At 63.4% G+C, this 12,094-nt stretch carries 8 protein-coding genes; 5 read left to right on the forward strand and 3 right to left on the reverse strand.

Translation table 11 applies throughout. The annotated features are described in order from the left end of the window. Positions 1-214 precede the first annotated feature (214 nt). Positions 215-871 (reverse strand): peptide-methionine (S)-S-oxide reductase MsrA, encoded by a 657-nt coding sequence (msrA, locus tag CWO89_RS31980; protein WP_130582492.1) that lies wholly within the window; start codon positions 869-871, stop codon positions 215-217. A 131-nt stretch (positions 872-1,002) separates the two neighbouring features. Further along, positions 1,003-1,320, reverse strand: coding sequence for a hypothetical protein (locus CWO89_RS31985; RefSeq protein ID WP_130582493.1), 318 nt, complete (start codon positions 1,318-1,320; stop codon positions 1,003-1,005). 357 nt (positions 1,321-1,677) lie between these two features. Here CWO89_RS31985 and rpsT point away from each other — a divergent pair, with 357 nt between their 5' ends. From rpsT to recF, 4 genes are all read left to right on the forward strand, one after another. Beyond that, a complete protein-coding gene (gene rpsT / locus CWO89_RS31990) occupies positions 1,678-1,944 on the forward strand; it encodes a 30S ribosomal protein S20 (RefSeq protein WP_028162524.1) in 267 nt (88 codons plus the stop codon). Between the two features lie 1,214 nt (positions 1,945-3,158). After that, complete coding sequence (dnaA, locus tag CWO89_RS31995; RefSeq protein WP_130582494.1) at positions 3,159-4,589, forward strand: chromosomal replication initiator protein DnaA; 1,431 nt, start codon at positions 3,159-3,161, stop codon at positions 4,587-4,589. 367 nt (positions 4,590-4,956) lie between these two features. Beyond that, entirely contained in the window at positions 4,957-6,075 is a 1,119-nt protein-coding gene (gene dnaN, locus CWO89_RS32000; RefSeq protein ID WP_130582495.1) for a DNA polymerase III subunit beta, read from the forward strand. A 173-nt stretch (positions 6,076-6,248) separates the two neighbouring features. After that, the gene (recF, locus tag CWO89_RS32005; protein ID WP_130582496.1) at positions 6,249-7,388 is read left to right on the forward strand and encodes a DNA replication/repair protein RecF; all 1,140 of its coding nucleotides are present in this window, start codon (positions 6,249-6,251) and stop codon (positions 7,386-7,388) included. A gap of 2 nt (positions 7,389-7,390) precedes the next feature. Here the strand turns inward: recF and CWO89_RS32010 are convergent, their stop codons facing one another. Continuing rightward, a complete protein-coding gene (locus CWO89_RS32010; RefSeq protein ID WP_130582497.1) occupies positions 7,391-9,277 on the reverse strand; it encodes an acyltransferase family protein in 1,887 nt (628 codons plus the stop codon). A 334-nt stretch (positions 9,278-9,611) separates the two neighbouring features. Here CWO89_RS32010 and gyrB point away from each other — a divergent pair, with 334 nt between their 5' ends. Then, complete coding sequence (gene gyrB / locus CWO89_RS32015; protein ID WP_130582498.1) at positions 9,612-12,047, forward strand: DNA topoisomerase (ATP-hydrolyzing) subunit B; 2,436 nt, start codon at positions 9,612-9,614, stop codon at positions 12,045-12,047. Positions 12,048-12,094: the final 47 nt, after the last annotated feature.

Consider the following 12,094-nt stretch of genomic DNA (forward strand, 5'->3'; position numbering starts at 1 on the left):
GCGCGACCGCGACAGGACCGCTCGTGCGCATGCAGCCCGACAGCACGAGCGCAGTCATGACAGCAGTGATCGGCAATCGAAACGCGCGCGCAACCCGCACCATGGCCATCCCTGAAAAGCGAGACAGCCTAGTCTTGCACCGGTTATGGTTAACAAATGGTTGTTGGAAAGAACTCCCTCGCCCCGCTCTTGCGGGGAGAGGGAGAGCGCGCGATCAGGCGGTGACGCCGACGCCGATGGGGCACGACACGCCGGTGCCGCCAAGGCCGCAATAGCCCGCCGGATTCTTGGCGAGATATTGCTGATGATAGTCTTCGGCGAAATAGAACTCGCCCGCCGGCGCGATCTCGGTGGTGATCGGACCGAGACCCTTGGCCGAAAGCGCTTTCTGATAGGCGGCCTTCGAGGCCTCCGCGGCCTTCCGCTGCGCGTCGTTGAAGGTGTAGATCGCGGAGCGATATTGCGTGCCGACGTCATTGCCCTGACGCATGCCCTGCGTCGGGTTGTGATTTTCCCAGAACGTCTTCAGGAGCTGCTCGTAGGAGATCTTCTTCGGATCGAACACGACCAGCACCACTTCGGTGTGGCCGGTGCGGCCCGAGCAAACCTCCTCATAGGTCGGATTCGGCGTGTAGCCGCCGGCATAGCCAACGGCCGTTGTGTAGATGCCATCGCCGAGTTCCCAGAACTTGCGCTCCGCACCCCAGAAGCAGCCGAGCCCGAACACCGCCTGCTCCAGGCCCTCAGGGTAAGGCGGCTGCAGCTTGCTGCCATTGACGAAGTGGATGGTGGCAGTCGGGATCGGCGTGGCGCGTCCCGGCAGCGCTTCGGCTGCACTCGGCAACGCGGTGGTCTTGCGCATGAACGACATGGATTACCTCCAGGCGGGCCATCGGCCTGAAGCCGGAAACGGCTTCGGCCGGCTTGGCCCACTATATAGGTGTTTACGCGCGATCTGGCAGCCCCGTTACGGGCCCACAACCCAAAGGAGCAAAGTTCCGATCAGTCTCGCGCGTAGCCGATCAGCGGCTTGCGCGGCCGGAACAGGATCATCAGCAGGATGCCGGCGACGCCGAGCACGGCGAAAACCGGCTGGTCGAGGACGAACTTGATCACGCTGTCCCAGAGGAAGGGCGCGGTGCGCTCGATCCAGGCACGGAAGGCGGCCTGGCTGGACTGGTGGATATCGTTCCAGAACTGGCCGAAGCGGGTGAAGTGCAGGGTCTGATCGGCGACGAAGCGGGCGCCGTCATAGACCATGAAAACAAATCCGCCGGCCAGGAGCAGCAGGCCGATTAGCCGAAAAAACCCGCGGATCATGCCTCACCCTAGTCCCTGTCCGCCCCAAGCGCGCCAAGGCCCATTAACGGCAGGAAGGGCGGAAATTCAACCTGTTCAGCACCTTGGCGGCCATTTTCTGCCGGATTCCGGCCTCCCAAGCCGGGTGGAAAACGTTGACGCTGAGGGCCGGCCCCTCTATAAGACCGCGCAATGGCGGCGGGCGCAATCCTGCCGCCGCTGTTCTTTGGACGGGCGGCTGCCGGGACTTTTGCTTCTGGGCACGGCCCCCTCAAGAACGCATCTCGACAACACAGCAGAGTAGATCACGCGATTTCAACGGCCGGCGCGCTCGAGCCCGACCACCAGAGCGACCAACGCCGAAGGACAATTGAGACCATGGCCAACACCACTTCCGCCAAGAAGGCGACCCGCAAGATTGCCCGCCGCACCATCATCAACAAGTCGCGCCGCACCCAGATGCGTGGTGCCGTTCGCTCGGTCGAAGAAGCGATCAAGCGCGGCGACCGCGATGCAGCGCTGAAGGCGATGGCGCACGCCGAGCCCGAACTGATGAAAGCCGCACAGCGCAACATCGTTCACCGCAATACTGCGAGCCGCAAGGTCTCGCGCCTGACGCATCAGATCGCCAAGCTGGCGAAGTGAGCTGACAGAAAAACATTTTCGTCAAAGGCCCGGCTTTTCGCCGGGCCTTTTCTTTTGCGAAGCTTCGAACGACTGCGTTCTCGAATTGACTCGCTGTTGCAGGACAGCGCGTGTGTCATATTGGGCGCACCCGTGGTTTTACTGGTCCTGCAAGTTCTTGCTGCGCTGTACACGCGACGCCGTGATTAAATACGCACGCCTGCGCCACATAAATGGAAGCACTAAACATTTTCCTCGGCGAAAAGCCGCGAAGGGTTACCCTCCAAAAGCAATCGCGAAAAACTTCGTCTCGCTAATCACTTACCCACATAGCGAAGCCAACTTGTTTGAAAATTGGCGCCGCCGAGATGCTACGTAAATATTTTATGAACTTTTTTTTCCGTTACACCGCGCTTTGTGACACGCGCGAATCTGCGCGGTGATTCAAAAACTTGCTTTCGGGTTTCGCAATTGCAATGCCGCAACACCGGCGAAGACTCAACTCACGAGCCACAAACAACGGATTGTCAGAAATCGCGCTTGGTGTATTTGTTTATGCGTTCGCGGCGCCCACGGCTCTTAAGATCAGCGCGATTTTAGACCCACGGGCGGACGTGCAAATCGGCGGCGGTGTGCGCGTTAGCGACGCTTTCCAAGCGAAGCTGAGTTGGCAAGCTCATAGCAATATGAGAACGGCTGTTCTGTGTCTGGATTTCTCGATCGCAGCGTCCGCGCTGCGAGAGAGGCGAACTGGGGAGACACGCAACAGCCGCGGCCTTAAGCAGCGGGGAACGCGGAGCCCGTGAATGGGTTGACAAGGACTGAACTACGCGGCGGCGCAGCACTGAACATTCCGATGTTCGGGAGCGGCACACTGAATTTGGACCACTTGCGAGCGGATTGCTCGCCGCGCGCAATCGCGGCGAGAGGGGGAGGCAGTATGATTTACGGAACCATCGCAGCATTCGAATTGCGCATTTCAGACAAGTCCGTATTCGACACCTTGGATTGCACTTCCGCAAACAGCCCCACGCGAACTCCGGATACACCTTCGAGTACGCGCTGACCTCGCGAACGCAGGTCTGTTCCAGCACATAATCTGTCGCGCGGCGGTTTCGCCGAAGGGGAGAGGTGTGTCCGGAGCAGAAGGCCTCGCTTGAGGTCGCGTCGTGGCAAGAAACATGCACGGCGCTTTCACAAACAACGGCACTCCTCTTGAGAAAAGTCTTCAGGCAATGACAAACACGGAACAGGATCGCTGGTCGCGGGTGAAGGGACGGTTACGGACGACCGTTGGCGAGGATGTCTATACGAGCTGGTTTGCGCGCATGGATCTTGAGGGCGTGCAGGACGAAAGCGTCCGCCTGTCGGTTCCGACCCGATTCCTGAAGAGCTGGATCCAGGCGCACTACGCCGATCGCGTGCTCTCCTGCTGGCAGGCCGAGATGCCGGAAGTGCACCGCATCGATCTGACCGTGCGCACGGCAGTGCGGCCTTCGCCCACCCCGAAGGAGATTCCCGCGCCGGCAGAAACGCGCCGCGTCGAGCGGCCGGAAGGACGGCCCTCTGTCGAACTGCGTTCGACCGCGACCGCGCCGGTATCCGCAAGCCACGATGCGCTCGGTGGCTCACCGCTCGATCCGCGGCTGACATTTGCGAGCTTCGTGGTCGGCCGCTCCAACACGCTCGCGCATGCCGCGGCACGCCAGGTTGCGGAAGGTCGACGCGGCGATCCCGTGATGTTCAACCCGCTCTACATCCATGCCGGCGTGGGGCTCGGCAAAACCCATCTTCTGCAGGCGGTGACCTGGGCCGGCAATTCCGGCGGCGAGCGCAAGGTGCTCTATCTCACCGCGGAAAAATTCATGTACGGCTTCGTCGCGGCGCTGAAGACGCAGACGGCGCTGGCGTTCAAGGAAGCGCTGCGCGGCATCGACGTGCTCGTGATCGACGACCTGCAATTCCTGCAGGGCAAATCGACCCAGGCCGAGTTCTGTCACACGCTGAATGCGCTGATCGATGCCGGTCGCCAGGTCGTGATCGCGGCCGATCGTCCGCCGTCGGATCTGGAAAGCCTCGACGACCGCGTGCGCTCGCGGCTTGCCGGCGGGCTCGTGGTCGAAATGGGATCGCTCGGCGAAGAGCTGCGCCTCGGCATCCTCAAATCGCGCGTGGCCGCGGCCCGCGTCCATCACGCAAGCTTCGACGTGCCCGACGAGGTGCTGGACTATCTGTCACGCACCATCACCCATAACGGCCGCGACCTCGAGGGCGCGATCAACCGCCTGCTCGCGCACAGCAAGCTGAACAACCAGCCGGTGACGCTGGAGATGGCCGAGCGCGAGGTCCGCGATCTGATCCGTCCGCAGGAGCCGAAGCGCATCAAGATCGAGGACATCCAGCGCGTGGTCGCCCGGCAGTACAATGTCAGCCGCTCGGACCTCTTGTCCTCGCGCCGCACGGCGAACGTGGTGCGCCCGCGCCAGGTCGCGATGTACCTGGCCAAGACGCTGACGCTCCGCTCGCTGCCCGAGATTGGCCGGCGCTTCGGCGGGCGCGACCACACCACGGTGCTCCATGCCGTGCGCAAGATCGAAGCACTGGTCGCCAAGGACACCTCGCTCTCGGAAGAGGTCGAATCCCTGAAGCGCCAATTGCAGGAATGAATTCTTCCCTGCCGCCCGGACCATGATCCGATCGGACGGAATCGGATCATGATCCATCCTTTTGTTTGAGCATGATCTTTTCGGAAAACCGGTTTCCACTTTTCCGGATCATGCTCTAACCGGGGCGGGAACGGCCTTTATGCCTGAAAACGTGGGGAACGGCGTTCCGCTCCCTTGCGCTCGCGCGTTATCCGCGCCACCTTGCGGTCCCCCCGACGGTTTGGTCAAATCCCATGGATTGGCCGGCTTTCGGGCCTCAAACGCCGCGGCGCGCCCATGGCCGCCCCGGCCTTTCCATCTCAGAGCACGGTGGGTTACCGGTTTTCGGACAGACCATGCTCAACTCAGGGATCTGGCGGGTATTGCAATGAAGGTCACCGTCGAGCGCGCGCAACTCCTGAAATCGCTCGGCCACGTGCATCGCGTGGTCGAACGTCGCAACACCATCCCGATCCTCGGCAATGTGCTGGTCCGCGCCGAAAATGCCAAACTCTCGCTGAAGGCGACCGACCTCGACCTCGAGGTGACGGAGACGCTGGCCGCGGAAACCGCCACCGCCGGCTCGACGACGGTGCCCGCCCACATGTTCTACGACATCGTGCGCAAGCTGCCCGACGGCGCCCAGATCGTGCTGGAGGCGGACGGCGACCGCTCGGTGCTGGCGATCCGGGCCGGCCGCTCGCGCTTCACCCTGCAAACGCTGCCAGAGAGCGATTTCCCGGATCTGGCCGCCGGCGACATGACGCATTCGTTCTCGCTTCCCGCCGCCGGCCTGAAGCGCCTGATCGACCGCACGCAGTTTGCGATCTCGACCGAAGAGACACGCTATTACCTCAACGGCATCTATCTGCATTCGGCGGGCAGCGCCAAGCAGGCGACGCTCCGCGGCGTCGCGACCGACGGTCACCGCCTGGCGCAGGTCGACCTGGTGCAGCCGCAGGGCGCCGCCGGCATGCCCGGCGTGATCGTGCCGCGCAAGACCGTCGGTGAAGTGCAGCGGCTGATCGAGGATACCGAGGCGGAAATCACCATCGAGCTCTCGCCGGGCAAGATCCGCTTCACGCTCGGCAATGTGGTGCTGACCTCGAAATTGATCGACGGCACCTTCCCCGATTACGGCCGGGTGATCCCGCAGAACAACGACAAGGAACTGGTGGTCGACAAGAAGGATTTTGAAGCCGCCGTCGACCGCGTCTCGACCATCTCCAGCGAGCGCGGCCGCGCGGTCAAGCTGTCGCTGTCGGCAGGCAAGCTCGTGCTGTCGGTGACAAACCCGGATTCCGGCAGCGCCACCGAGGAACTGGAGGTCGAATACGCCTCCGACGCGCTCGATATCGGCTTCAACTCGCGCTATTTGCTCGACATCGCCGCCCAGATCGAGGGCGACGTCGCAGTCCTGAAACTCGCCGATCCCGGCTCGCCGACGCTGGTGCAGGACAAGGACAACAAGAGCGCCCTCTACGTACTGATGCCAATGCGGGTGTGACCATTCCTCGCGAACCGCGCTCCAATGCACCCTCTCCCCTTGTGGGAGCCGCGTAGGGTGGGCAAAGCGCAGCGTGCCCACCGTCACGAGCGAAGTGCTTGGTGGTGGGCACGCTGCGCTCTGCCCACCCTACACCCTCTCTCCTTGTGTGAGAGGGGAAGGACGACGAACGAATGACCTCTTCGCGCATTCATCGGCTGTCGCTGACGCATTTCCGCAATTATCGCGCAGCGAGCGTCTCGACGCGCGGTGACGTGGTGGTGCTGGTCGGGCCGAACGGCGCCGGCAAGACCAATTGCCTCGAAGCGATCTCGTTTCTGGCGCCGGGACGCGGCCTGCGCCGCGCGACGCTGGAAGACGTCGCCGACAACCAAGGCGACGGCTCCTGGGCCGTCTCCGCCGAGGTCGAGGGCGCGCTGGGGCTTTCGACGCTCGGCACCGGGATCGAAGCGCCCGCGCAAGGGGGCGAGAGCGTCAGCCGGCGCTGCCGCATCGATCGCGAGCCGGTAGGCTCGGCTGCGGCTTTTGGCGACCATCTGCGCATGGTGTGGCTGACGCCCGCGATGGACGGCTTGTTCATGGGCGCGGCTTCCGAACGACGGCGGTTCTTCGATCGGCTCGTGCTTGCGATCGACTCCGAGCATTCCAGCCGCGTCTCGGCGCTGGAGCGCTCCTTGCGCTCGCGCAACCGGCTGTTGGAAGTGCGCAACTATGACGACCACTGGTGCGGCGCGATCGAACGCGAGACCGCGGAGCTTGCGGTCGCGGTCGCGGCGACGCGCGGCCAGACCGCCGCAAGACTGTCGGCGATGCTGCGCGAGCGCGCGCAGGGCTCGACGTTTCCTTCGGCCGAGATCGCGCTCGACGGCTGGATGGAGAATGCGCTGCTCAGCGAGCCCGCAACGGCCGTCGAGGACCGCTACCGCGAGATCCTGCGCCTCAGCCGCGCGCGGGATGCTGCCGCCGGACGCACGCTCGACGGCCCGCATCTGACCGACCTGCAGGTGGTCTATGCGCCAAAGAACATGCCGGCGCGCGACGCTTCCACGGGCGAGCAGAAGGCGCTCCTGATCGGGCTGGTGCTGGCGCATGCGACGCTGGTCGCCGAGATGACCGGCATCGTGCCGCTGCTCTTGCTCGACGAAGTGGTGGCGCATCTCGATCCCAGCAGGCGCAAGGCGCTGTTCGACGAACTGGCAAAGCTCGGCGCGCAGGTCTGGATGACCGGCGCCGATCCCGCCGCATTCGTCGATATCGGAGCGAATGGCGAGATCTTCGACGTCGAAGCCGGCCGCATCAGCCGCCGCGGCTGAAGCTACTTTCCCGGGGCGCCTGCTTTGGCCCCATCGAGCACGCGGTCGATCACCGCGTCGACGAGATAGGTCGAGCCCTTCTCGGTGAGGTGAATGCCGTCGCTTGCGGTGATATCGCCGGCGCTGGCGCCGATCCGGGTCAGGCATCCCTCGCCATTGCACAGCACATCCCAGGCGGAGACGAATTCCGCGCCGGCGGGGGAAAGCTTCTCGCGCATCACCGCGTCGAACCATCCGCTCGTCACACCGCCGCTCCAACGCGCGGGGATCAGGCCGTGATAGAGCAGAAAATAGCGCAGCACTTCATTCGGCAGCCCGCGCCGCCAGGTCGGCACCGCGCCAAGCACGACCACGCGCGCGCCGGTCTCGCGCTTCAGCGCGGCGGCGGTCTCGGCGATCTCATCCAGATATCTATCCCAGGTGCCGTGCATCAGCACGATGTCGGGCCTGACATCGCGGATCAGCGAGAACACCTTGTCGTTCATGGCGCGGCAGTTGGGCGTGCCGGGTACATCGACGTTCAGGACAGGGACGCAGGACGCCGAGGTGAACTGCGCGATGCCGAAATTCTTCGTCTCCTGCGCCTTGCGCAAGCCGGGCAACAGCGCGCCCGCCGTCGAGTCGCCCCAGATCACGACCAGCGGGCGGCGATCGCGATCGACGCAATCATCGGCGAACGATGTGTCGCGGCCGAGATCGAGCAGGCATTGGTGGAACCGCCATTGCGCTGATTGTGTCGACACACCGGCCATGGCGCGGATTTCCGGCGGCAGGCGGAAATCGTAGCCACGCCCCCAAACGACAGTGCCGCCGAGCGCGGCCACGAGCACCATGCTCGCGCCCAGCGCAACCAGCTTGCGCGGCTGCGGCCGGCCGAAACGCAGCGGCTTCTCGATGTAGCGGTAGGTCGCCCAGGCGAGCAGCACGCTCAAGAGCAGGATCAGCCCGCGTTCGAGCAGCGTCAGCGGACTGAACTTGATCAGCGCGAAGAACACCAAGAGCGGCCAGTGCCAGAGATAGAGCGGATAGCTGATCAGCCCGATCCAAACCATCGGCCGGCTGGCGAGCACGCCGCGGTTGAGCCAGGCCGTAGGCGCCGACAGCAGCAGCGCAGATCCGGCAACCGGTAGCGCCGCGCGCCAACCCGGAAACGGGCTGTGGCTGTCGAACAGGCCAACCGCGAGCGCGATCAAGGCGAGGCCTGCGAACGCACGCCAATCGCTCGCGGCGCTCGGCTTGCCGATCTGGCTCCAGCCCAGCGCCAGCAAGGCGCCGGCGAGCAATTCGAAGGCCCGCGTGAATGGCAAATAAAAGGTCGCGACCGGGTTCGCGCCGATCAGCGAGAGATTGAGGGCGAAGGAGACGGCGCCGAGAATCGCGGCGATCCAGAACAGTTTCAGCCGCAGCCGCGCGGCCAGCATCAGCAATAGCGGCCAGAACAGGTAGAACTGCTCCTCGATGCCGAGCGACCACAGATGCAGCAGCGGCTTTTTCGCCGATTCGACGTCGAAATAGCCCGACTGCAGCAACAGCGCGATGTTGGCGAAAAACGCAGCGCTGGCAAAGACGTCGCTGCCCAGTTGCGCATAGGCGGACGGCAGCATCCATAGCCAGCCCACCACCAGCGCGAGAGCGAGCACGACGATCAGCGCCGGAAAAATCCGCCGGATGCGCCTGGCATAGAAGCCGGCCAGACTGAAGCGCTTCTCGTCGAGCTGGCGCGCGATGATACCGGTGATCAGGAAGCCGGAAATCACGAAGAAGACATCGACACCGACGAACCCGCCCGGCGCGACTTCAGGAAAAGCGTGGAAGATCAGCACCAGCATCACGGCGATGGCGCGGAGGCCATCGATATCGGGCCGATAAAGCTGGGACGGCAGGGACAAGGGCGGATAATCCGGAAATTGCGGAACTAGGAGAAGGCATTGAAGTCAGCCTGCTTCGATGCCCTCTGTAGCAGGTACGCGAAGCACCGCCAGAGGGAGCCCGACGAGCGATCCAAATCGGGATTCTCGTGCACTCGAAATGGGCCTCGAATCGCGCTTTTTCGCGGCCTTTGAAACAGCCTTGAACCGCCTTGAAAAAAGGCAGAAAAATACTATTTATTCAACAGCTTGCGGCAACAGACTTTGCGCTAGGCGCGATGCATCTTTCGTGGCACAAATAGTGTAATCAGCCCTCAGTTTTGCGCCGCTGATTCGGGACATCCTAAGGCTTCACATGACAGAACCAGCCCGGCAGACCCCTGCCGAAAGCGAGCATTCCATTCCCGTGGAGTATGGTGCGGAATCGATCCGGGTCTTGAAGGGCTTGGATGCCGTGCGCAAGCGGCCGGGCATGTATATCGGCGATACCGACGACGGTTCCGGCCTGCATCACATGGTCTATGAGGTCGTCGACAACGCGATCGACGAAGCGCTCGCGGGCCATGCGACGCGCGTGGAAGTCGTGCTCAACCCCGACAATTCCGTCACCGTGCGCGACGACGGCCGCGGTATTCCCGTCGACATCCACAAGGGCGAAGGCATCTCCGCGGCTGAGGTCATCATGACCCAGCTCCATGCCGGCGGCAAATTCGACCAGAACTCCTACAAGGTTTCGGGCGGCCTGCATGGCGTCGGCGTCTCCGTCGTCAACGCGCTGTCAAGCACGCTGAAGCTCCGCGTCTGGCGCGACGGCAAAGAGCATTACGTGGAATTCGCCCACGGCGATGCCATCGCCCCCCTGAAGGTGGTCGGCGACGCCCAGGGCAAGCGCGGCACCGAGGTCACCTTCCTCGCCTCCACCGAGACCTTCAAGAACATCGAATATGATTTCGCGACGCTGGAGCATCGCTTGCGCGAGCTCGCCTTCCTCAATTCCGGCGTCAACATCCTGCTCTCGGACATGCGACATGCCGTCGAGAAGCGCGAGGAGTTGCATTACGTCGGCGGCGTCGAGGAATTCGTCAAATATCTCGACCGCAACAAGAAGGCGATCGTCGCCAATCCGATCATGGTCCGTTCGGAGATGAACGGCATCGGGGTCGAAGCCGCGCTGTGGTGGAACGACAGCTACCACGAGAACGTGCTGTGCTTCACCAACAACATCCCGCAGCGCGACGGCGGCACCCATCTGGCCGGCTTCCGCGGCGCGCTAACGCGCCAGGTCAACGGCTATGCCGAGGCCAACGCGAAGAAGGAAAAGATCACGCTGACCGGCGACGACTGCCGCGAGGGCCTGACCGCCGTGCTCTCGGTGAAGGTGCCGGATCCGAAGTTCTCGTCGCAGACCAAGGACAAGCTGGTGTCCTCGGAAGTGCGTCCCGTTGTCGAGAACGTCATCAACGAGGCGCTGGCTGCCTGGTTCGAGGAGCATCCGACTGAGGCGAAGGTCATCGTCGGCAAGGTGATCCAGGCCGCAGCCGCTCGCGAGGCCGCACGCAAGGCGCGCGAACTGACCCGCAAGAATCCGCTCGCGATATCCTCGCTGCCGGGAAAACTGGCCGATTGCCAGGAGAAGGATCCCGCCAAGTCGGAACTCTTCATCGTCGAGGGTGACTCGGCAGGCGGCAGCGCCAAGCAGGGCCGCAACCGCGAATTCCAGGCGGTGCTGCCGCTGCGCGGCAAGATCCTCAATGTCGAGCGCGTCCGCCCCGACAAGATGCTGTCGAGCGAGCAGATCGGCACGCTGATCACCGCGCTCGGCACCGGCATCAGCGACGACTTCGCGATCGACAAGCTGCGCTATCACAAGATCATCGTGATGACGGACGCCGACGTCGACGGCGCCCATATCCGCACGCTGCTCTTGACCTTCTTCTATCGCCAGATGCGCGAGATCATCGACGGCGGCTTTCTCTATATCGCGCAGCCGCCGCTCTATAAGGTCACGCGCGGCAAGTCCGAGCAGTATCTGAAGGACGAGCGGGCGCTGGAAGATTATCTGATCGAGGCCGGGCTCGACGATTGCGTGTTCACGCTTGGCACCGGCGAGGAACGCTCGGGCCGCGATCTGCGTTCCCTGATCGACGACGCCCGCGTCATTCGCGCCGTGCTGCGCAACCTGCACAGCCGCTACAATCGGAAGGTCGTCGAGCAGGCCGCCATCGCAGGCTTGTTCGGCAAGGACATCTACAGCAATCCGGAAACCGCAGCGGCCGCGGCAGAATACATGGCGGGACGGCTCGACAATCAGGCCGACGAAGTCGAACGCGGCTGGACCGGACAATTCGTGGAAGGCCAGGGCTTCATGTTCGAACGCACCGTGCGCGGCGTCAAGGATGTCGCCGTCATCGACGACGCCTTCCTCGGTTCGGCTGACGCCCGCAAGCTCCACGAATTCCGGGAGCGGCTGCAGAGCGTCTATGCCCGCTCCGGCAAGCTGCGCCGCAAGGACAGCGAGCAACTCATCTACGGCCCGGTCGACCTGTTCGAAGCCGTAACCAACACGGCCCGCAAGGGCCTGACCCTGCAGCGCTACAAAGGTCTCGGCGAGATGAACCCGGAGCAGCTCTGGGAGACCACGCTGGATACCGAAGTGCGCTCGCTGTTGCAGGTGAAGGTCAAGGAGGTCGACGAGGCCGACGACATCTTCACCAAGCTGATGGGCGACGTGGTCGAGCCGCGCCGCGACTTCATCCAGGAAAACTCACTCAGCGCAAACATCGACATCTGACGCGAAGCGCGTGTCGATGGTCTTGCTCTAGGGTCTGTTGGGATTCA

This window comes from Bradyrhizobium sp. Leo170, assembly GCF_004296405.1.
Taxonomy (GTDB): domain Bacteria; phylum Pseudomonadota; class Alphaproteobacteria; order Rhizobiales; family Xanthobacteraceae; genus Bradyrhizobium.